The 20543-nt window shown below is 36.9% G+C and carries 24 protein-coding genes and 1 pseudogene; 14 read left to right on the top strand and 11 right to left on the bottom strand.

Annotated elements, in window-relative coordinates; genetic code table 11:
* From P8M54_RS11175 to leuB, 6 genes are all read left to right on the top strand, one after another.
* On the top strand, positions 1-148 hold a 148-nt coding region (locus tag P8M54_RS11175), incomplete at its 5' end, for an aconitase family protein (protein WP_300287942.1).
* Positions 149-240: 92 nt separating this feature from the next.
* Positions 241-837, top strand: coding sequence for a 3-isopropylmalate dehydratase small subunit (gene leuD, locus P8M54_RS11170; RefSeq protein WP_300287939.1), 597 nt, complete (start codon positions 241-243; stop codon positions 835-837).
* Positions 838-880: 43 nt separating this feature from the next.
* Positions 881-1138 carry a hypothetical protein gene (locus P8M54_RS11165; protein ID WP_300287938.1) on the top strand — a complete coding sequence of 86 codons (258 nt, stop codon included), beginning with the start codon at positions 881-883 and terminating at the stop codon, positions 1136-1138.
* The gene (locus P8M54_RS11160) at positions 1096-1386 is read left to right on the top strand and encodes a GNAT family N-acetyltransferase (protein ID WP_300287937.1); all 291 of its coding nucleotides are present in this window, start codon (positions 1096-1098) and stop codon (positions 1384-1386) included. The genes P8M54_RS11165 and P8M54_RS11160 overlap by 43 nt, the downstream gene beginning before the upstream one ends.
* 40 nt (positions 1387-1426) lie before the next feature.
* The gene (locus P8M54_RS11155; protein ID WP_300287936.1) at positions 1427-2944 is read left to right on the top strand and encodes an alpha-isopropylmalate synthase regulatory domain-containing protein; all 1518 of its coding nucleotides are present in this window, start codon (positions 1427-1429) and stop codon (positions 2942-2944) included.
* Between the two features lie 100 nt (positions 2945-3044).
* Complete coding sequence (leuB, locus tag P8M54_RS11150) at positions 3045-4106, top strand: 3-isopropylmalate dehydrogenase (RefSeq protein ID WP_300287935.1); 1062 nt, start codon at positions 3045-3047, stop codon at positions 4104-4106.
* A gap of 67 nt (positions 4107-4173) precedes the next feature.
* Here leuB and P8M54_RS11145 read toward each other — a convergent pair whose 3' ends face one another.
* Positions 4174-4521 carry an RNA-binding protein gene (locus tag P8M54_RS11145; RefSeq protein WP_300287934.1) on the bottom strand — a complete coding sequence of 116 codons (348 nt, stop codon included), beginning with the start codon at positions 4519-4521 and terminating at the stop codon, positions 4174-4176.
* A 153-nt stretch (positions 4522-4674) separates the two neighbouring features.
* On the bottom strand, positions 4675-5160 hold the full coding sequence (locus P8M54_RS11140; RefSeq protein WP_300287933.1) for a DUF6252 family protein: 486 nt from the start codon (positions 5158-5160) through the stop codon (positions 4675-4677).
* Between the two features lie 197 nt (positions 5161-5357).
* Between P8M54_RS11140 and P8M54_RS11135 the strand changes: the two genes are divergently transcribed.
* The 7 genes and pseudogenes from P8M54_RS11135 (at position 5358) to P8M54_RS11105 (ending at position 10852) form a co-directional block, all read left to right on the top strand.
* Positions 5358-5918 (top strand): 30S ribosomal protein S16, encoded by a 561-nt coding sequence (locus tag P8M54_RS11135; protein ID WP_300287932.1) that lies wholly within the window; start codon positions 5358-5360, stop codon positions 5916-5918.
* A 14-nt stretch (positions 5919-5932) separates the two neighbouring features.
* Positions 5933-6457 (top strand): ribosome maturation factor RimM, encoded by a 525-nt coding sequence (rimM, locus tag P8M54_RS11130; protein ID WP_300287931.1) that lies wholly within the window; start codon positions 5933-5935, stop codon positions 6455-6457.
* Positions 6458-6601: 144 nt separating this feature from the next.
* Positions 6602-7264, top strand: coding sequence for a methyltransferase (locus tag P8M54_RS11125; RefSeq protein WP_300287941.1), 663 nt, complete (start codon positions 6602-6604; stop codon positions 7262-7264).
* Between the two features lie 415 nt (positions 7265-7679).
* A pseudogene (locus P8M54_RS11120) lies at positions 7680-7853 on the top strand (tRNA (adenine-N(6)-)-methyltransferase); the annotation flags it as partial.
* A 146-nt stretch (positions 7854-7999) separates the two neighbouring features.
* Positions 8000-9178, top strand: a complete 1179-nt coding sequence (locus P8M54_RS11115; RefSeq protein WP_300287929.1) for an acyl-CoA dehydrogenase family protein — start codon at positions 8000-8002, stop codon at positions 9176-9178.
* A 165-nt stretch (positions 9179-9343) separates the two neighbouring features.
* Complete coding sequence (locus P8M54_RS11110) at positions 9344-10123, top strand: DUF3050 domain-containing protein (RefSeq protein ID WP_300287928.1); 780 nt, start codon at positions 9344-9346, stop codon at positions 10121-10123.
* Positions 10124-10186: 63 nt separating this feature from the next.
* Entirely contained in the window at positions 10187-10852 is a 666-nt protein-coding gene (locus tag P8M54_RS11105; RefSeq protein WP_300287927.1) for an SGNH/GDSL hydrolase family protein, read from the top strand.
* A 122-nt stretch (positions 10853-10974) separates the two neighbouring features.
* Here the strand turns inward: P8M54_RS11105 and P8M54_RS11100 are convergent, their stop codons facing one another.
* The 7 genes from P8M54_RS11100 to P8M54_RS11070 form a co-directional block, all read right to left on the bottom strand.
* Positions 10975-11292, bottom strand: coding sequence for a 2Fe-2S iron-sulfur cluster-binding protein (locus tag P8M54_RS11100; RefSeq protein WP_300287926.1), 318 nt, complete (start codon positions 11290-11292; stop codon positions 10975-10977).
* Between the two features lie 167 nt (positions 11293-11459).
* Positions 11460-11699 (bottom strand): NifU family protein, encoded by a 240-nt coding sequence (locus tag P8M54_RS11095; RefSeq protein WP_187009359.1) that lies wholly within the window; start codon positions 11697-11699, stop codon positions 11460-11462.
* Between the two features lie 37 nt (positions 11700-11736).
* Complete coding sequence (locus P8M54_RS11090) at positions 11737-12864, bottom strand: Mrp/NBP35 family ATP-binding protein (RefSeq protein ID WP_300287925.1); 1128 nt, start codon at positions 12862-12864, stop codon at positions 11737-11739.
* 187 nt (positions 12865-13051) lie between these two features.
* A complete protein-coding gene (locus tag P8M54_RS11085) occupies positions 13052-13387 on the bottom strand; it encodes an MGMT family protein (RefSeq protein WP_300287923.1) in 336 nt (111 codons plus the stop codon).
* 16 nt (positions 13388-13403) lie between these two features.
* The gene (locus tag P8M54_RS11080) at positions 13404-14036 is read right to left on the bottom strand and encodes a LysE family transporter (RefSeq protein ID WP_300287922.1); all 633 of its coding nucleotides are present in this window, start codon (positions 14034-14036) and stop codon (positions 13404-13406) included.
* 50 nt (positions 14037-14086) lie between these two features.
* On the bottom strand, positions 14087-14764 hold the full coding sequence (trmB, locus tag P8M54_RS11075; RefSeq protein ID WP_300287921.1) for a tRNA (guanosine(46)-N7)-methyltransferase TrmB: 678 nt from the start codon (positions 14762-14764) through the stop codon (positions 14087-14089).
* Positions 14765-14899: 135 nt separating this feature from the next.
* Positions 14900-15409 (bottom strand): nuclear transport factor 2 family protein, encoded by a 510-nt coding sequence (locus tag P8M54_RS11070; RefSeq protein WP_300287919.1) that lies wholly within the window; start codon positions 15407-15409, stop codon positions 14900-14902.
* 158 nt (positions 15410-15567) lie between these two features.
* Between P8M54_RS11070 and P8M54_RS11065 the strand changes: the two genes are divergently transcribed.
* Positions 15568-17154: a L,D-transpeptidase family protein gene (locus tag P8M54_RS11065; RefSeq protein WP_300287918.1), complete on the top strand. Its 1587-nt coding sequence runs from the start codon at positions 15568-15570 to the stop codon at positions 17152-17154.
* A 96-nt stretch (positions 17155-17250) separates the two neighbouring features.
* Here the strand turns inward: P8M54_RS11065 and P8M54_RS11060 are convergent, their stop codons facing one another.
* On the bottom strand, positions 17251-17565 hold the full coding sequence (locus tag P8M54_RS11060; protein WP_300287917.1) for an HPF/RaiA family ribosome-associated protein: 315 nt from the start codon (positions 17563-17565) through the stop codon (positions 17251-17253).
* Positions 17566-17867: 302 nt separating this feature from the next.
* Positions 17868-19958 carry a prolyl oligopeptidase family serine peptidase gene (locus P8M54_RS11055; protein WP_300287940.1) on the bottom strand — a complete coding sequence of 697 codons (2091 nt, stop codon included), beginning with the start codon at positions 19956-19958 and terminating at the stop codon, positions 17868-17870.
* Between the last annotated feature and the right edge of the window lie 585 nt (positions 19959-20543).

Here is a 20543-nt window from a genome sequence, read left to right as displayed (position 1 = left end):
TGGAAAATATGCAGTAAGTACCTCAAACAGAAACTTCGAAGGTCGTCAAGGTCCAGGTTCAAGAACCCTATTGGCTTCTCCTATTATGGCAGCAGCAGCAGCGGTTACTGGAAAACTGACTGATCCGAGGGATCTTCTAGCCCCCTAACCCCCAAAGGGGGGACTCTAAAAAAAATATAAAAAAATAACACATTCTCTTCAACTCCCCCTTCGGGGGCTGGGGGGCTTATCATAAATCAAATGGCATACGATAAATTTAATATCCTAACTAGTAGTGCAGTGCCACTACCAATAGAAAACGTCGATACTGACCAAATAATCCCCGCTCGTTTTTTGAAAGCAACAGAGCGTGTAGGTTTTGGTGATAATCTTTTTAGAGACTGGAGGTACAATGGAGATGATACTCCTAAAGCAGACTTCGTACTGAATAACCCAACCTATTCCGGAAAAATACTTGTAGGCGGAAAAAACTTTGGTTCAGGGTCTTCTCGTGAGCACGCCGCTTGGGCCGTATACGATTACGGATTTCGAGCAGTAGTTTCTAGTTTTTTTGCCGATATTTTTAAAGGAAACTGCTTAAATATTGGTGTTTTACCAGTACAAGTGAGCCCAGAATTTGCTGAAACCATTTTCAAAGCCATAGAAGCAGATCCTACAACGGAACTAGAAATCAATTTACCGGATCAGACCATTACTTTAAAAGTGACGGGGCAAAAAGAATCTTTTGATATCAATGGATACAAAAAAAATAATATGATCAATGGTTTTGATGATATCGATTATTTACAAAACATCAAAGAAGACATTGTAACTTTTGCTGAAAAGCAACTGATCTAATCCTTTAACCTACTGGTTTTGTAGCAACCCGATTATTGAAATTATGAAAATTGAACCCAGTTCCATCGCTGATATTGACACTATTTTTGAATTTTATGATTTGGCAGTGGCCTATCAAAAGACCAAATTCAATAAGCATTGGATGGGATTTGATCGCGAACTGGTTGTAACCGAAATTGTCGAGAACAGACAATGGAAAATAATAATCGATAGTGAAATCGCAGCTGTATTTGCCATCACTTTTCAAGATGAAAGTATTTGGAAAGAAAAAAACAAAGATCCAGCCGTTTTCATCGCATAGTAACGCATCCTAGCTTCAAAGGAAGACATTTTGTAAAACAAATTGTTCAGTGGGGCTTGGCTTTCGCCAAAGAAAAAAAACTGAAGTACCTGCGATTAGATACTTGGGGAGACAACGACGAATTAATAAATTATTACCAGCAATGTGGTTTTGAATTCCTAGGAGTTATCACACCCAATTATAACGGATTACCTAAACATTACGACGGAATCACCCTGAGTTTATTCCAGATAAAAATAGCATACTAGCTGCCTAATAGCACACCACTATTGGTATAGAAATAAAATAATGAAGAAAAGAACTATTGAAATAATGGATACCACACTTCGCGATGGGGAACAAACCTCAGGAGTGTCTTTTTCTGCCGCAGAAAAATTAACCATTGCCCAGTTATTGTTAGATGAATTGAATGTCGATCGCATTGAAATTGCCTCAGCACGTGTGAGCGAAGGCGAATTTCAAGGAGTGAAAGGCATCATGTCGTGGGCGCATGAAAAGGGCTATTCAAATCGTATCGAAGTATTGACCTTTGTTGATGGCGGTCTGTCCATTGAATGGATGAACAATACAGGCGCCAAAGTTCAAAATTTATTGACTAAAGGCTCTCTAAATCACTTAATCCATCAATTAAAAAAAACACCCGAACAACATTTTTCTGAAATTGCTGCTTGCATTGCTTTGGCACAAGAAAACGGAATTGAAACTAACGTTTATTTAGAGGATTGGAGTAATGGAATGCGCAATTCACCTGATTATGTTTTCCAATACTTAGATTTTATCGCAACCCAACCTATAAAAAGAGTTTTACTCCCCGATACGCTTGGTGTGCTTATCCCTGAACATACTTTTGAGTATTTGTCCAAGATTGTGGAGAAATATCCAAGTATTCATTTTGATTTCCACGCTCATAATGATTATGATTTAAGTATCGCTAACGTCATGCAAGCACTAAAAGCAGGAGTTCATGGACTGCACGTTACGGTAAACGGAATGGGAGAACGCGCTGGAAATGCGCCTCTTGAAAGCACCGTTGCCGTTATCAATGACTTTATGCCTGATATTGCTATCAATGTCAAAGAATCGTCCTTGTACAAAGTGAGTAAATTAGTAGAGGCATTTACAGGATACCGAATTCCGGCTAACAAACCTATTGTAGGCGACAACGTATTCACTCAAACTGCAGGAATCCATGCTGATGGAGACAATAAAAACAACTTGTATTTTAATGACTTACTTCCGGAACGCTTTGGAAGAAAACGACAATATGCTCTAGGAAAAACTTCTGTCAAGGCCAATATTGAAAAAAACCTACAAGAACTAGGTTTGAAACTAAATCAAGAAGATTTAAAACTAGTAACCCAAAGAATTATTGAACTAGGAGACAAAAAAGAAACGGTTACCAAAGAGGATTTACCCTATATTATTTCAGATGTTTTACACAGTAAAATATTCGAAGAAAAAATTGTGGTGGAGTCGTACATCTTGTCTCATGCGAAGGGAATGCGTCCGTCAACTACTTTGTCTTTAAAAATAGACGGAGAACTAATTGAGGAACATGCCCAAGGCGATGGTCAATTTGATGCTTTCATGAATGCCTTAGGCAAAATATACCAAAGCAAAAATCTATCCTTGCCAAAACTAATCGATTATGCTGTTCGGATTCCGCCCGGAAGTAGCTCTGATGCTTTGTGTGAAACGGTAATTACTTGGACGAATAATGGCAAAGAATTTAAAACAAGAGGATTAGACTCTGACCAAACGGTTGCTGCAATAGTTGCCACGCAAAAGATGTTGAATGTAGTTTAAATTAGTACCAAGGCTACTAAATCCCTTATTTTCTGAGTTTTAAGAAATTGTAAATGAAGTTTGGTACTTTTAAGAATAAAAAATAAATCAAAAAACAATCATGAAATTAAAAATAGCACTTTTAGCCGGAGACGGAATAGGACCTGAGGTAATCAATGAAGCTGTAAAAGTTTCGGATGCGATTGCCAAAAAATTCAATCATGAAATCACTTGGACACCTGCTCTTACTGGAGCCTGCGCAATTGATGCCGTGGGTGTTCCCTATCCTGACGAAACACATGAAATATGCATGGCAGCTGATGCGGTTTTATTTGGCGCTATTGGTCACCCAAAATATGATAATGACCCTACTGCTCCCGTGAGACCGGAACAAGGATTATTGTTAATGCGCAAAAAACTAGGCTTATTTGCTAATGTGCGTCCCACTTTTACTTTCCCATCATTAATTGATAATTCACCTTTAAAAAGGGAACGCATCGAAGGAACTGATTTGGTTTTTTTAAGAGAACTTACCGGTGGAATTTATTTTGGAGAAAAAGGCCGAAGAGACGGTGGAGAAACTGCATTTGACAACTGCGTGTATACTAGAGCTGAAGTTCAACGCTTAGCCAAAAAAGGTTTTGAACTGGCCATGACGCGTTCTAAAAAATTATGTTGCGTCGATAAAGCTAACGTTTTGGAAACCTCTCGTTTATGGAGAGAAACGGTACAAGCGATGGAAAAAGACTATCCTGAAGTAGAAGTTAGCTATGAATTTGTGGATGCTGTAGCGATGCGCTTAGTGCAATGGCCAAACTCCTATGATGTATTAATTACTGAAAATTTATTTGGAGACATCTTAACTGATGAGGCTTCGGTTATTTCAGGATCTATGGGATTAATGCCATCAGCTTCTGTAGGTGAGCACACTTCACTGTACGAACCTATTCACGGCTCCTACCCGCAGGCAACAGGGTTGAATATTGCTAATCCGCTAGCAACTGTGTTATCAGCAGCAATGATGTTTGAAGATGCCTTTGGTCTAACCGAAGAAGCAGCTGCAATTAGAGCAGTTGTCAACAAATCGCTAGAACAAGGAATCGTAACCGAAGATTTAGTGGCTAAGGATACTAGATCTTATAAAACAAGTGATGTTGGAGATTGGTTAGTAGCTAATTTGTAAATTAGATAAAAAACAAAAAAGGGAACAATTTACATTGTTCCCTTTTTTTATACTGTAGAAAAAAATATTAATATCTTCCTCCTCTGTCACCACCACCGCGATTGTTGCTTCCGTAACCTCCACGAGAGTCTCCTCCACCGCGGTTGTTATTAAAACTTCTTCTTTCGCCTTCTGGTTTTGGCTCAGATTTGTTAACCACAATTGCACGTCCTTGAACAGTCGCTCCGTTCAATTCGTCAATCGCTTTTTGAGCTTCATCATCATTTGGCATCTCAACAAAACCAAATCCTTTACTTCTTCCTGTAAATTTATCTGAGATAATTTTAACTGAATCAACTGCTCCGTAAGCCTCGAAAGACTCTCTTAAATCTGCTTCCTCAATACTGAATGGAAGGCTTCCAACAAAAATATTCATATGTACTTATTTATAATAATTGCAACAAATGTACTCTAAATATTCTCTAATCTACTATATATTAGCTTATTTCTACTTTTATTTTGAAAAAAATATTTGAGCAAAATAACAGAAAACTACAAATCAATGAATTAGTATCCACTTAAATAGCAGTTAATTAAGCACCGTAGCCGCTACAATAGGCACCTTATAAAAAACACCCTGCTGAAAATTTAGCGTTGTACCACCTAACGGATTATTATTTACGTTTTCTAAATTAAACTTAAAGGTTCCAGAGATGGTGTTGTTTACAGCATCATATTCAGTTATAACAATTTGTCCATTTCCAATACCGGTTCCACTTGTAAAAGTTAACGTTCCTGAAGCATCAGTCAAAACGTAGGTCGCTGTTTTAGAATCGCTTGTTCCTATCGGGTACACCTGCGCCGTAGTCGAAGTCATTTTTAGAGTCACGACCTCATTACTTGTGTAGGCTTTTACAACCACTGCACCATTTGCGTCGATTGTAGCTTGTGACTGAATGGCTCTCCAAAAAACATTGTCTTTTAATCCTTGAAAAGAAGGATTATTGAAACGAACATCCTCTTGACACGAACTCAAGCAGATCAATAGCAATAGGGGCGCTAAATATTTTTTCATAAAAATGCACTTTAAGTAGCAAAAGTATGATATTTAGATGAAAACCACGTACTAGAACACATAAAAAGAGTATCAATAAGAAGCCAAATCGCTATCGTTCAAAATAATAAGTTGTTTTTAGTAAATTCAAAAAAATAGTATATCTTTGCACCCTTAATTAATCGAGGTCGAGTACCTCAAAATTTAATCACACGATTATGTCAGTAAAAATTAGATTACAAAGACACGGTAAAAAACAAAAACCTTTTTACTGGGTTGTAGCAGCAGATGCTCGCTCAAAAAGAGATGGTAAATACCTAGAAAAAATTGGTACTTACAATCCAAACACAAACCCAGCAACTATCGAGTTAAATCTTGATAGCGCAGTAAAATGGTTGCACAATGGTGCACAACCAACTGATACTGCTAAAGCTATTCTTTCTTACAAAGGTGCTTTATTGAAACACCACCTTGATGGAGGTATTCGTAAAGGAGCTTTGACTCAAGAGCAAGCTGATGCAAAATTAGCTGCTTGGTTAGAAGCTAAAAACGGAACAGTTGATGCTAAGAAAGATGGTTTATCAAAAGCGCAAGCTGATGTTAAAGCTAAAGCTTTCAAAGCAGAGCAAGATGTTAATGCTAAACGTTTAGCTGCTGCTGCACAAGCTGAAGCTGATGCTATCGCTGCTGCGACTCCTGCTGTTGAAGAAGAAGTTGCTGAAGTTGAAGCTGAAGAAGCTCCTGCTGCAGAAGAAAACAACGAAGAGACTCAAGCATAATTTAGTAAGCGACAATGCGTAAAGAAGAATGTTTCTATTTAGGTAAAATCGCTAAAAAATTTAGTTTCAAAGGGGAAGTTCTTGCCTATTTAGACACGGATGAACCTGAGTTATACGAAAACTTGGAATCAGTGTTTGTTGAATACAACAAACACTTGGTTCCTTTTTTTATTGAAAGTAGCTCCTTGCATAAAAACGATTTTCTTAGAATTCGTTTTGAAGATGTAAAAACAGAGGAAGAAGCTGAAGCAATGCTAGGCAATCACTTGTATTTACCTTTAAAAATGTTACCTAAACTCTCGGGTAACAAATTTTATTTTCACGAAGTTATTGGTTTTGAAGTAGAAGACCAACTCCTTGGTGTAGTAGGAAAAATAGAATCTATAAACGACAGTACCGCACAACCACTTTTTGAAGTATTGAATGGCGATGTTGAAATTCTGATTCCTATGATTGATCATTTCTTAGTTAAGATCGATCGTGAAAACAAAAAAGTAATCATGGACCTTCCAGAAGGATTGATTGAAATGTATCTTTAGTAGAAATTTTGAACCATTAAGAAATTAAGGTTTATTAAGTTTATAACGATCTACCTTTAAATCCTTATTGGATTAATCTTTAAAATCTTATTTTTGTCTAAATTTTCCTTCAAACAATTTACTGTAGAACAAGACCGTTGCGCTATGAAAATAGGCACTGACGGCGTTTTACTGGGCGCTTGGGCTCCAACAACCAACCATCCGTTTAGTGTTTTAGATATTGGCACTGGAACTGGCATTATTGCTTTGATGTTAGCACAACGTACCAACGCTGAACAAATTGATGCTTTAGAAATTGACGAAGCAACTTATGAGCAAGCGGTAGATAATTTTGAAAACTCTCCTTGGAGTGATCGTTTATTTTGTTTTCATGCGGGCTTAGATGAATTTATCGAAGAGCCGGAAGACGAATATGATTTGATTATTTCCAATCCTCCTTTTTATTCCGAGGATTTCAAATCCAATAATGCCCAACGCGATTTAGCTCGTTTTCAAGACGCCATGCCTTTTGAAGATTTAATCGAAGCGGCTGATTTACTATTATCTGAAAATGGAATATTCGCAGTTATCATTCCGTTTAAAGAAGAAGAAAAGTTCCTAGCTCTTGCCACTGAATTTGAATTATATCCTTTCAAAATTACACATGTAAAAGGAACGCCAACTACTGAAATCAAACGCAGTTTATTGGCTTTATCTCGTAATGAAACAACCGATCTCGTAGTTGATGAATTGATTATTGAAATAGAAAGACATGTATATACTCCAGAATATATAGCGCTGACAAAGGAGTTTTATTTGAAGATGTAAAGCTCAAGCTTGTAATGACAGTCGTTTCAAAAACATATCTAATAAGCTACCGACTTAATTAATTATAAACATATAAAGCGATTGAAATTAGCAAGAAGCCCGCAAAAATAAACACTCTTCTTTTCTCCGGCTTGTGCTGAAATAAATAAAAAATATTTCCTAATAACAAAACTGACGTTATTACGCAGATATAAAAAGGATTAACTTTAAAACTGAACAATAAAAGTGGCAATAACAAACTTGAAACTGCTAATAAATTTTTAAACTTTTGCGTTCTAGACATAATAATTAGATTAATAGCCAAAGGCTTATCAAAACTAACAATAAAATTTAGTTATGCAACTATTCTTACTTATAACTTTTATTTTTCAAACTAATACTTCTCTGATTACATTTGACTTTTATCGTAGGTCATAAAACCACAAGTGTAAAAAAAACCCCAACTACTGAAATCAAACGTAGTTTATTGGCTTTATCTCGTAATGAAACAACCGATCGTATAGTTGATGAATTGGTTATTGAAGTAGAAAGACATGTATATACTCCAGAATATATTGCGTTAACTAAAGAGTTTTATTTGAAAATGTAAACTTTAAATAGTTCAAACTTATTTTTGAAAGCAATAAATTTTAATTTAAGTTCACAATCTACACTTGATTTCAAAAATTATAACAATTGTTAATCGTTTTGTTATATTTCTTTGTGTAACTTTGTATCACTTAAATTAGCAAAACCATGAAACCAGACTTATTTCAATCTCCAGATTATTATAACTTAGACGATTTACTAACAGAAGAGCACAAACTAGTTCGTGATTCCGCTCGTGCGTGGGTAAAAAAAGAAGTTTCTCCTATTATTGAAGACTTTGCTCAACGTGCTGAATTTCCAAAACAAATCATCAAAGGTTTGGGTGAAATAGGTGGTTTTGGTCCTTACATTCCTGAAGAATATGGTGGTGCTGGTTTAGACCAAATATCATACGGATTGATCATGCAAGAAATTGAGCGTGGTGATTCAGGTGTTCGTTCTACCTCATCTGTTCAATCATCCCTAGTAATGTATCCTATTTGGAAATACGGAAACGAGGAACAACGCATGAAATACTTGCCAAAGTTAGCGACGGGAGAATTCATGGGTTGCTTTGGCTTAACCGAACCAAACTACGGATCGGATCCTGGAAGTATGATTACCAACTTTAAAGATATGGGCGACCATTATTTATTGAATGGTGCCAAAATGTGGATTTCTAACGCTCCTTTTGCTGATATTGCCGTTGTTTGGGCAAAAAATGAAGAAGGAAGATTACACGGTTTAATTGTAGAACGCGGGATGGAAGGGTTTACAACTCCTGAAACTCACAATAAATGGTCACTACGTGCCTCCTCAACTGGAGAGTTAATATTTGACAACGTAAAAGTACCTAAAGCAAACCTTTTACCTAATAAATCAGGTCTTGGTGCACCACTAGGTTGCCTTGACTCGGCTCGTTACGGAATCGCTTGGGGTGCTATCGGTGCTGCAATGGATTGTTATGATACGGCTTTGCGCTACGCAAAAGAAAGAATCCAATTCGACAAACCAATTGCTGGAACGCAGCTACAACAAAAGAAATTAGCCGAAATGATTACTGAAATCACCAAAGCACAATTACTTACTTGGAGACTTGGAGTACTTAGAAATGAAGGCCGTGCTACTACAGCTCAAATCTCTATGGCTAAGCGTAATAACGTAGATATGGCGATTAACATTGCTCGTGAAGCCAGACAAATTCTAGGCGGAATGGGAATTACCGGTGAATACTCTATCATGCGTCATATGATGAACTTAGAGTCCGTGATCACCTACGAAGGAACACACGATATTCATTTACTAATTACTGGAATGGACATTACTGGAATCCCTGCATTTAAGTAGAAATAAACAACTATTAAAGTATCTATAAAATTGATAATGAAAGCTTCTTGGAAACAAGGAGCTTTTTTATCTTTGTACAAAATACCACTGCACCAAAATTTCAAGATTGTATCCAAAAAACAAAAGTGCAGCATTTCAATTACAACCTACTTTAAAACCATTACTATGACAATTGAAAGCATAAACAAAACTATTGCGCCCCAAAAAAACACCTTATTACAGCATTCTTTGTACCAAAAAGTACAAACTATAGATGATTTACACGTTTTCCTTGAAAATCATGTCTATGCCGTTTGGGATTTTATGTCCTTACTAAAAGCATTACAATCTAAATTAACGTGTACAACTACACCTTGGTTTGCCACAGCAAATCCTGAGACAAGGTATTTAATTAACGAGATTGTATTAGCTGAGGAAACCGATTTAACGATTGACGGCCGTCGCCAAAGTCATTACGAGATGTACATTGAAGCAATGGAATCCTGCGGTGCCAATACAACAGGAATTACTGATTTCTTGGCGGAGGTAAACTCATTACAAAACATCTTTGTTGCCATTAAAACAAGTAGCTTGCATCCTAATATCAAAGAGTTTCTAGACTTTACCTTTAAAGTGATTGACGAAGGGAAAACACATGAAATCGCAGCAGCATTTACTTTTGGAAGAGAAGACCTTATCCCGAGTATGTTTACTGCCATTTTGAAGAATTTTCAGCAGAATTTCCCTCAAACTGACTTGAGTAAACTAATCTATTATTTTGAAAGACATATTGAACTCGATGCTGATGAGCACGGACCAATGGCTATGCAAATGATTACGGAACTTTGTGGAGAAGATCCTAAAAAATGGGCCGAAGTGGAACAAATTTCAGTTGCTGCTCTAGAAAAACGAATCGGCTTATGGGATGCTATTGAAGCAAGTTTATTGAAAGAAGAATTGGCTTAAGAATCCAAACTGTATAAAACAACGTAACTGTTATTTAAAAACGATACCCATAATTGTAAACAAATGGTCAATCAATTGCGAATACTAGTTACGTTGTTCTTTTTGCTATCGGTTACGATAAGCTGCAGTGTTGAAAATTCGGCTACTAAAACAGCTGTAATCGACACTAGTTCGACAGCACCACAAAACCTATCACTTCCTACTTTTACCAAAAAAGCAAACTACCTTGCACTTGGTGATAGTTACACTATTGGAGAAAGCGTTTGCAGCAGTTGCCGATTTCCTGAGCAACTAAAAAAAGCCCTCGAGAATTTAAACTTAAAAAATAGTTTTGGCCTTGATATCATTGCCAGAACCGGCTGGACTACTACCGACTTAAAAGCAGCCATACAAAATCAAAATCCAGCAACTAATTACGATTTAGTAACCTTATTAATAGGCGTGAACAATCAATACCGAGGACAACCGTTTACGGTTTACGAAAAGGAATTTAAGGAACTGGTGGAAAAAGCAATTGTATTGGCTGGCAATGACAAAACCAATGTCATCGTTGTTTCGATACCGGATTATGCATACACTCCTTTTGGGAGCCGATCCGGTCGAGGAAGCACAATTTCGAAAGAAATCGCCTCCTACAATGCGTTCGCAAGAAAGTATTGTGAAGAAAATGGGATCGCTTACAGCAACATAACTGATATTACGCAAGAGGGTTACAAGACCCTGAATTAGTTGCAACTGACGGATTACATCCTTCGGAAAAAGCCTATAGCTTATTCGTAAACCGAATCATTGCAAAAGCAGTAGATGCTTTGCAGAACTAAAAAAAGCGAGAATTTCTTATCGCTTTTCTATTAACTTTCGGGAGCTAATTCTAGTTCTAAACCTTCTAGACTCTCGGTAATTGGTATTTGGCAGCCCAAGCGGCTGTTGGATTTAACATAGAAAGCTTCGGATAACATGGCTTCCTCATCCTCTCCCATTTCAGGCAAATCGACTTCATTTAGCACATAACATTGACAAGAAGCACACATGGCCATCCCGCCACAAGTTCCTTCAACAGGAAGCTCGTATGCCTTGCACAATTCCATTATATTCATAGCCATATCAGTAGGAGCTTGCAATTCGTGCACGACTCCTTCACGATCTTTAATTTTTATTAGTACATCCATCTGATGGGGTGTTGTGTTTTAGTTGTGGGTTTGATTACAGTAGTGGGTTGCATGAGGGATAGTAGCTAGCTACCGAAGTAGCGCGAATAGCCCGACGCTTATTGTAAAAAAGGCGACTCAATACAATGAGAATAAGCCTTTTTTACAAAAAGGGTCATGCCCTAATCTTATAAAATATTTACAACAGTCTCTATTTGCGGGGCAAACTTTTTAATGGTCGTTTCTACGCCTGCTTTTAAAGTCATTTGGTTTACGCTGCAGCTCGTACAAGCTCCTTCGAGACGCACTTTGACATGCTTGTCATCTTCGATGGATATCAGGGTGATATCGCCACCATCAGAATTCAAGAAAGGTCTGATTTCCTCTAGCGCTTTATGAACTTCAATAGTTAATTCTTCTGTTGTCATGTGGTTTTTTTTAAAGTAATAGAAATTCTATTTCTTATTATTTTTTAACGGCAGAACATCCTGCCATAGTTGTAATTTGGATTGCTTCGGTAGCCGGTAAACTATCATTTCTTCTTACGGTTTCCTCTACTACTTTACGCGTGATTTCTTCAAAAACAGTCGCTACAACCGAACCAGTTTGCATCGCTGCCGGACGACCGAAATCACCTGCTTCGCGTATTGATTGCACGATAGGCACTTCGCCTAGGAATGGCACTTCAAGATCATCTGCTAGGTTTTTAGCCCCTTCTTGACCAAAGATATAGTATTTGTTTTCTGGCAACTCTTCGGGTGTGAAGTACGCCATGTTTTCGATAATTCCTAAAACTGGCACATTGATAGCTTCACTCAGGAACATAGATACTCCTTTTTTAGCATCAGCTAAAGCAACGGCTTGCGGAGTACTTACTACAACTGCTCCTGTAACAGGCAACGATTGCATGATCGAAAGATGAATATCTCCCGTTCCTGGAGGCAAATCGATAAGCATAAAGTCTAGTTCGCCCCAGTCAGCATCAAAGATCATTTGGTTCAAGGCCTTAGAAGCCATTGGTCCTCTCCAGATTACTGCTTGTGATGGTGAAGTGAAAAATCCGATAGAAAGCATTTTTATATCGTAACTTTCTACTGGTTTCATTTTAGATTTTCCGTCAACGGTAACTGATACTGGTTTTTCGTTTTCGACATCGAACATAATTGGCATCGATGGTCCGTAAATATCAGCATCTAAGACACCTACTTTAAAACCCATTTTAGCCAGTGATACGGCTAGGTTTGCAGTTACAGTAGATTTCCCTACTCCTCCTTTTCCTGAGGCAACGGCAATAATATTTTTTATTCCAGGAATAGATTTCCCTTTAATTTCAGTTTTCTCCGGCGCTTCGACCTTGCTATTGATTTTGATTTTAGCATCAGGAGAAACTTTCTCCAAAATTGTTTTTCTGATATCGTCCTCTGCGCGTTTTTTGATGTGCATTGCTGGTGTATGTAAAACTAAATCTACTACAACCTCATCTCCAAAAGTGATAACGTTCGCAATGGCACCACTTTCTACCATATTTTTTCCTTCTCCAGCGATAGTAATTGTTTCTAAAGCTTTTAGGATTTCTTTTCTATCTAATTTCATTATAATTGTACTGTTTTCAATTGAGGATTATCTGCTTAAATATTATGTTTATTTAAACTGATTTCAGATTACAAAGATAACAGATTAAGTTCTTAAAATAAAGAAATTGGATTGGATTTATTGATGGATAAATCAACGGTATTGATGACAAATAATTCCGAAAAAACGTTGTGAAAATTAAGCTAAACTAACCTTCTAACTCGGTCATTGGCGGTTGCCAAAAATATTTCTCGAAATCAATAATTTGATTGTCAACTACCTTAACACCTTCGCTTTCTAACAACTGCTGCATCAAGTTAGTACCATCAAAGTGAAACTTACCCGTGAGTAATCCTTTTCTATTTACCACTCGATGTGCCGGAATATCCTCCATTTTGTGAGAGGCATTCATGGCGTATCCTACCATTCGTGCTGATCGTGCCGCACCAATCGATTTTGCAATAGCGCCGTAAGAGGTTACTTTGCCAAATGGAATTTGCCTTGCAATCACATATACTCTCTCGAAGAAGCTTTCGTCTGCCATTTAAAATTAGATTGTATTACAAATAGAAACGAATAATATTAAATAACGTAACCAAAGCGATTAACCCTGTGATACTACCTATAATTTTATTCATATTCCGCAGCAGGTAATCGGCTTTTGATTCTATCTTTTGAAAAAACCGGATGTAAAAATAAAACACAATAGAAGATCCAAGAACCACTCCAGTCACAAAAGTTAGGACAGAGGACAGTTCAAAGGAAAACAAATCATAAGAAGAAAGTGTGATACTTACAAATACATAATAGGGAATTGGAAAAAAGTTCAATGCCGAAAGCAGCATGCCTAGAAAAAAACGTTTCTTTTGACTGCTTTTTTTGATTTTTGCTTTTTTAATTTTAGGCGCTTTAGCAATCCACAGAAAATAAATAGTCAAAGCTCCAAAAAGAGCGAAGCCTACTTCTCGCAATAGGTTAACAATATCAGGACGAACATTGATAACACGAGCAAAAAGTATGGCAACAAAGGCTTGAAAAAAAATAATGATAATGGCTCCAAAAATAAACCAACCTGCATTTCTTGTCCCTTCTTTCAAATTTACTTTAGCTGCCGTCATATTCAGTAACCCTGGAGGAGTTATCCCAATAAAAGCAGTGGCAAAACCTGTAAGTAGCGAAATAAGTATATTCATAGACAAGAATGGAAATTGGAACAAGGAAACAGATAGCGTACGATACTGATCTACTCTTTAATTTTAAATCTAATATACGTAATTGCCTTGTTAATTTCCAAATATTGTTTTTCGTAAAAGGTCTGAAAAGCAGTTACTTCCTCTGGACTTCCTTCATTTACATAAACATTATGATTCGCATACAACACTTCATGACCTTCTCCATGCAACAACCCTAGCGTGTAGCCGTGCATAAACTCACTATCGGTTTTTAAGTTCACTACACCGTCTTTCTTCAGGATTTTTTTATACAATTGCAGAAACTCTGAATTGGTCATACGGTGCTTCGTTCTCTTGTACTTGATTTGCGGGTCCGGAAAAGTGATCCAAATCTCGTCTACTTCGTTTTCGGCAAAAACATGATTGATTAATTCAATTTGGGTACGGATGAAAGCCACATTGTGCAGTCCTGTTTCGACCGCAGTTTTAGCACCACGCCAAAAACGAGCGCCTTTGATATCGATTCCGACAAAGTTTTTATTAGGATATCTTTCGGCTAAACCAACAGAATACTCTCCTTTTCCACAACCTAGTTCTAGTACTAGCGGATTGTCATTCTTAAAAAAGTCTTGGTTCCACTTCCCTTTTAATGGGAATAAATCACCTACTACTTCTTCTCTTGTTGGCTGAAATACATTAGTAAATGTCTCGTTCTCCCTGAATCTCTTTAATTTATTTTTGCTTCCCACTTTGTTTCCACTATTTTAATGAGGCCAATTCGACCTATTTTATTGCTTGGCAAAATTAAGGAAATATATGAAACCTCGGGACTGTCAGCAAAAATATAATCGGTTCTAAGAGAAATTCGAAAAAAAGGTTCCCTTTTACTTTTTACTTAATTTCTCTAGTAAAGCATTTTCGATAGGAGATTTAATTTTGACAACTTCGTTGCTATTATCATTTGGAATCGTCATCGAAAGTACATAATGCTGAATTTTCCAGTCGTTCCCAACCTTAACTAACACACCTGAACCTCTACAAATTTTCATTTGAGTACTGAGCAATTCATCAAACCAAGCCGTTTTTCCTGATTTATCAAAAAAAATATGACGCTCGACCGCCGTAAAGCTCCACGCCTTTCCACGATCAAAAAACGGTTTTGCAAATGACTGAAATTGTTCTTTGTTCCAATTCTCCGTAGCATCCGTTCCTATAAAAATGGCATCATTTGTCATCAAATTGAAATAGGTATCAAACTTCGCTTCGGCAGCAGCCTTATGCCATTGATCAAGAACCAAATTAATTTTTTGTTTATCCTTTTCAGAATTCACAGAAAAAGAACTAAAAGAAGACAACAGAACAACAAGCAATATATAGGCAATATTATTTTTCATAGTGGCAGAATTTGAATTTCGGAATTCAGAAAGTAACGATTTGATACTTATTTGGAAGTAAAGATAATATTTTAACAATAATATTTAAAATAGGATAGCAATTAAGCTAATGGTATCCGTTTTTGAGTATTTTTACATCCTAAAATCAGATCATAGGAATGAAAAAATCGATCACAACTTACTTATTGTTAGTTAGTTTACTACTACTCCTTTGTGTGTCTTGTAAAAAAAACAATGACGATCTCTCCAACTCTAAATCCAAAGAAACGATAGATTTGAGTAAAATTCCTTTCGACAGTACTTTAGTGTCTTCTTTTTTCGAGAAACATCCGCTTTTGCAAAAATACCAACTCGATGTAAACAAACTGTATCGCAAATACAACTACCACTATTTATGGTACGATAAAAACGGTTCCAATGAATTTTCAAATATATTTTACAACAAAATAATTAATTTACTCGAAGAAGGAATTGAAACTAAGGTTCCATACCGAACAGAATTAGATCAGATTTATCAAAATACCAAAGAAAATAAAACACCCAACACGAATTCAGAATTACTTACGACGGCCCTGTACTTCTTTTATATTGATAAGGTATTCCATGGTTTAGAAACCGAAAAATCAAATGAGATGGAGTGGTTTTTACCGCGAGAAAAACAATCGTATACTGCTTATACCGACTCTTTACTAATCGATCCTTCAGTGATTAAAAAAAATAAAAAAACACTATTTAGTCAGTATTATTTATTGAAAAATCAATTAAAAAAGTACAGTGAAATTGAAAAAAAAGGGAGCTGGGACTCTATTGCACTTCCTACCGGCTATAAAACCCTAAAAATTGGCGATAGTTTACCAGCCATTGCGCAGGTTCGTAAAAGACTCTTTCTTGATGGATTTTTAAAAACTGATTCTAAAAGTTTACTGTATGATGCGGCTCTCGCGAAGGCTGTTGTTAAGTTTAAAAAAACCCGCGGAATTGATGGCGACAAGTTATTGTATGGTACTACTTTGAATTATTTGAGTACGCCTGTGAGCTCGTTAATCAAAACGCTAGTCGTAAATATGGAACGCTGCCGATGGGTATCGAAAGATATCAGTAAGGCCAAAGAACTCATTGCAGTGAATATTCCTTCATATGAACTCTCTTATTTTAAAAACGGCAAAATTGTTTTAAAATCGAATGTGGTCGTAGGGAAAACACTTAATAAGACCGTTATTTTTAGCGCTCCCATGAAGTACATTGTATTTAGTCCGTATTGGAATTTACCCACAAGTATTATTCAAAAAGAGATATTGCCGGCTATAGCCAAAGACCCAAATTACCTTGCCTCACATAATATGGAATGGAACAATGGAAATGTACGTCAAAAGCCAGGAGTTAAAAACTCCTTAGGTTTGGTGAAGTTTTTATTTCCTAATTCGAATGCCATTTACTTACATGACACGCCTTCCAAATATTTATTTAGTAAAGATCAAAGAGCGTTCAGCCACGGCTGCATTCGAGTAGCAAAGCCAGCGGAGCTTGCTTATAAAATCATGGAAAATGATCCTGACTGGAATCCCGAGAAAATTGACGAAGCCATGCATGCTGGAAAAGAAAAATGGTACCCACTTAAGAACAAAATTCCGGTTTACATAGGGTATTTCACCGCTTGGGAAGACACTGATGGAATACTACATTTCTATGATGATATTTACACAAGAGACGAAGCACTGGCTGCTTTATTATTTGATAACAAGTAAATTAGTTAATTAAACCACTACTAATAGATGTAAAGAAAAAGGAGTAACACCTGCGTGCTATTCCTTTTTTATGCTGTATCCTGAACGGATGTATATTTAATGTGCTTTTTGCTTATCGAAAGTGGTGCTCAATGTTTTTTTAACTTTAGCTAAAGCATCATGAAATGCTTTTTCAACAGTATCCGCATGAGCAGTCACGACAACGGGTTGCAATTTGGCAGGACGAACTTCGATTAAACAACGTTTGTCGTTGATTCCTGGCTTATCACTATTTTCATCACCTACATGCACCTCGATGCGTGTTATTTTCTCTTCAAAACGAGCTAATTCTTTTTCTAATTCAGCAGAAAAATAAGCTTCTACTCTTTGATGTCCTTCTACATTTTTGTCTGTGTTAAATTGTATTTTCATAGTTTATTGTATTAATGATTGTCTCTCAAAGTTAACGAATGAAGACCCGAAAAACGAACGAATTAGCAAATAATTATGAAATAAAATGAAGACTTAGCAACAGCAGGAAACAGATTATGGAGCTAACTATTTCAGCAGTATTTTGTTAGATGCAAAAAACGCTATCCCGTAGAATAGCGTTTTTTTATTGTAAATAGACTAATTAGCCGAGTGCCATAGCCCTGATGGAAGCGGCATCCTCTTGTGGCGGGGTTCGCCACAAGAGATACAGCGAACAGCAGGAAATAGCTCCTCATTCTTATTTATTTCGTAACAAGCAATTCCTTGATGCCCATATTGAATAAGGTAAAGGCCTGGATGTCTACATTTTCCTGAATCGTCGCCGCTACTGATTTTCCAGCTCCATGACCTGCTTTGACGTCAATACGGATTAACGTAGGATTTGGACCTGTTTGTTTTTCTTGCAACTCGGCAGCAAATTTAAAACTGTGTGCTGGCACTACTCGATCATCATGATCTCCTGTGGTTACCATCGTTGCTGGGTATTGTGTTCCTGCTTTTACGTTTTGCACAGGCGAGTAACCTTTGATGTATTCAAACATTTCCTTGCTGTCTTGCGATGTTCCGTAATCGTAGGCCCAACCAGCACCTGCGGTAAAGGTATGGTAACGCAACATGTCCATTACACCCACAGCTGGCAAGGCCACTTTCATTAAGTCTGGTCTTTGTGTCATGGTTGCTCCTACTAATAAACCTCCGTTTGACCCACCACGAATGGCTAAGAAATTCGAGGAAGTATATTTTTGCGCAATTAAATACTCGGCTGCAGCGATGAAATCATCAAATACATTTTGCTTTTGCATTTTAGTTCCTGCATCGTGCCATTTTTTACCATATTCTCCACCTCCACGTAAATTAGGCACGGCGTAAACTCCTCCGTTTTCTAACCATACTGCATTAGCAATACTAAAACTTGGAGTTAAACTCACATTGAAACCACCATAAGCATAAAGCATAGTTGGGTTTTGTCCATTTAGCTGTAATCCTTTTTTATAGGTAATAATCATTGGGATTTTTGTTCCGTCTTTAGAAGTATAGAACACTTGCTTCGACTCGTAATCATCGCTTTTAAAATCTACTTTGGGTTTTTCATATACAGTTGATTTTCCTGCGTTAGGATCAAAGGCATAAATTGTTCCTGGTGTGGTGTAGTTTGTAAACGAATAGTACAATGTTTTGTCTTTCTTCTTTCCGCCAAAACCGCCTGCTGTTCCCACTGCTGGTAACTGAATTTCGCGTAGCATTTTTCCGGAATAATCATATTGTTTTACAACTGAAACGGCATCTTTCATGTAGTTAGCAAAGAAATAACCACCACCTGTTGATGGTGATAACACATTCTCTGTCTCTGCAATAAAATCAACCCACTTATCTGGAGTAGGTTTGCTGAAATCAACGGTTACAATACGTTTGTTAGGTGCTTTTAGATCGGTTTCGATAAATAATTTTTTACCTTCGGTCATAATCACACTGTTATCACTATTGAAGTTGTCAACGATCGTTACAATAGGACTATTAGGCGTTTTTAGATCTTTGATGTACAATTCGTTTCCGTAAGTTGAATTTGCCGCCGAAATTACTAAGTAAGCATCATCCTCGGTTACATACCCACCAATGTATCTGCGTTTTTGGTCTGCGCCAAAGATTACCTTATCTTCTTTTTGAGACGTTCCTAGTTTATGAAAGTATAATTTGTGCTCATCTGTTTTTGCAGAAAGCTCGCTTCCTTTTGGTTTTTCATAGCTCGAGTAATAGAAGCCTTCGTTCCCTCTCCAAGACAAACCACTGAACTTTACATCAACGATAGTGTCTTCGATTATTTTTTTAGACAAGGCGTCCATGATGATTACTTTTCTCCAGTCGCTTCCACCTTCTGAAATGGCGTAAGCAACCTTCGATCCGTCTTTTGAGAAATCAATTCCACCAAGCGAAGTGGTTCCGTCTTTCGAAAACGTATTTGGATCTAAGAAAACTTCTTCTTTACCATTAGCGTCTTTACGATACATTACCGACAGATTTTGCAGTCCGTTATTTTTAGAAAAATAGGTAAAGTTTCCTTCTTTGGATGGAGCTCCTATTTTTTCATAATTCCATAATTTTTCTAATCTTGATTTTAGAGCGGCACGAAACGGAATTTGGTTTAAATAACCATAAGTCACTTCATTTTGTGCTTTTACCCAAGCAGCGGTTTCGTCTGATCGGTCGTCCTCCATCCATCGGTATGGATCATTTACTTGCGTACCAAAATAGGTGTCCACTACGTTTCCTTTTTTGGTTGCAGGATATTTAAGCGGACTTTGTCCGAAAGATGCGGTTGTTGCGGTAACTGCCATTATTAAAATTAATTTTTTCATTAGTCTTTTTTTATTGGTTAGTACAAAAATAAGCAAAATCATTGGCTTCCTGTATATCAAAAAAGCGCTAGTAAGATAGGTCGTTAAATGGTGGTTTTTGTTACTCTGAATTTGTTTAACATATAAGTTTTTCTTTGGTTGAGTGTGGGTAAAGGTTGCTACGCAAAGGTGCGCAGAAAACCGCGAATTTCTTTTTTACCATTAAGAAATTAAGGAAAATTAAGAATACTAAAACAACACTTAATGAATCTTAATTCCTTAATGGTTAAAAATTTAAACTATCGCAACACGTAAGTCCTTTAAAACTTAGCGAACCTCTGAGTCAACTTTGTGGCTCTTTGCGTAAGGAAAAACTACACAGAGATGCGCAGAGATTGCGCAGAGAATCGCAAAGTTTTTTTTAACATATAAGTCATATAAGTTTTTTTTGGTTCAGTGTGGGTATATGTTGTTACACAGAGACGCGCAGAGGCTTCACGGAGAACCGCGAAATTCTTTTTTACCATTAAGAAATTAAGGAAAATTAAGAATACTAAAACAACACTTAATGAATCTTAATGCCTT

It is taken from the genome of Flavobacterium sp. (genome assembly GCF_029242675.1).
In the GTDB taxonomy this organism is placed as follows: Bacteria; Bacteroidota; Bacteroidia; order Flavobacteriales; family Flavobacteriaceae; genus Flavobacterium.
This window is presented reverse-complemented; position numbering and strand designations above follow the sequence as displayed.

What these genes read in the sequence shown, in the direction of transcription:
- P8M54_RS11065 (WP_300287918.1), top strand. Translation starts at nt 15,568, where the DNA reads ATGAAAAAATCGATCACAACTTACTTATTGTTAGTTAGTTTACTACTA.
- P8M54_RS11100 (WP_300287926.1), bottom strand. Translation starts at nt 11,292, where the DNA reads ATGGATGTACTAATAAAAATTAAAGATCGTGAAGGAGTCGTGCACGAA.
- P8M54_RS11070 (WP_300287919.1), bottom strand. Translation starts at nt 15,409, where the DNA reads ATGAAAAATAATATTGCCTATATATTGCTTGTTGTTCTGTTGTCTTCT.
- leuB (WP_300287935.1), top strand. Translation starts at nt 3,045, where the DNA reads ATGAAATTAAAAATAGCACTTTTAGCCGGAGACGGAATAGGACCTGAG.
- P8M54_RS11135 (WP_300287932.1), top strand. Translation starts at nt 5,358, where the DNA reads ATGTCAGTAAAAATTAGATTACAAAGACACGGTAAAAAACAAAAACCT.
- P8M54_RS11105 (WP_300287927.1), top strand. Translation starts at nt 10,187, where the DNA reads ATGGTCAATCAATTGCGAATACTAGTTACGTTGTTCTTTTTGCTATCG.
- P8M54_RS11115 (WP_300287929.1), top strand. Translation starts at nt 8,000, where the DNA reads ATGAAACCAGACTTATTTCAATCTCCAGATTATTATAACTTAGACGAT.
- P8M54_RS11095 (WP_187009359.1), bottom strand. Translation starts at nt 11,699, where the DNA reads ATGACAACAGAAGAATTAACTATTGAAGTTCATAAAGCGCTAGAGGAA.
- rimM (WP_300287931.1), top strand. Translation starts at nt 5,933, where the DNA reads ATGCGTAAAGAAGAATGTTTCTATTTAGGTAAAATCGCTAAAAAATTT.
- P8M54_RS11140 (WP_300287933.1), bottom strand. Translation starts at nt 5,160, where the DNA reads ATGAAAAAATATTTAGCGCCCCTATTGCTATTGATCTGCTTGAGTTCG.
- P8M54_RS11110 (WP_300287928.1), top strand. Translation starts at nt 9,344, where the DNA reads ATGACAATTGAAAGCATAAACAAAACTATTGCGCCCCAAAAAAACACC.
- P8M54_RS11090 (WP_300287925.1), bottom strand. Translation starts at nt 12,864, where the DNA reads ATGAAATTAGATAGAAAAGAAATCCTAAAAGCTTTAGAAACAATTACT.
- P8M54_RS11055 (WP_300287940.1), bottom strand. Translation starts at nt 19,958, where the DNA reads ATGGCAGTTACCGCAACAACCGCATCTTTCGGACAAAGTCCGCTTAAA.
- P8M54_RS11155 (WP_300287936.1), top strand. Translation starts at nt 1,427, where the DNA reads ATGAAGAAAAGAACTATTGAAATAATGGATACCACACTTCGCGATGGG.
- P8M54_RS11125 (WP_300287941.1), top strand. Translation starts at nt 6,602, where the DNA reads ATGAAAATAGGCACTGACGGCGTTTTACTGGGCGCTTGGGCTCCAACA.
- leuD (WP_300287939.1), top strand. Translation starts at nt 241, where the DNA reads ATGGCATACGATAAATTTAATATCCTAACTAGTAGTGCAGTGCCACTA.
- P8M54_RS11145 (WP_300287934.1), bottom strand. Translation starts at nt 4,521, where the DNA reads ATGAATATTTTTGTTGGAAGCCTTCCATTCAGTATTGAGGAAGCAGAT.
- P8M54_RS11080 (WP_300287922.1), bottom strand. Translation starts at nt 14,036, where the DNA reads ATGAATATACTTATTTCGCTACTTACAGGTTTTGCCACTGCTTTTATT.
- P8M54_RS11085 (WP_300287923.1), bottom strand. Translation starts at nt 13,387, where the DNA reads ATGGCAGACGAAAGCTTCTTCGAGAGAGTATATGTGATTGCAAGGCAA.
- P8M54_RS11165 (WP_300287938.1), top strand. Translation starts at nt 881, where the DNA reads ATGAAAATTGAACCCAGTTCCATCGCTGATATTGACACTATTTTTGAA.
- P8M54_RS11060 (WP_300287917.1), bottom strand. Translation starts at nt 17,565, where the DNA reads ATGAAAATACAATTTAACACAGACAAAAATGTAGAAGGACATCAAAGA.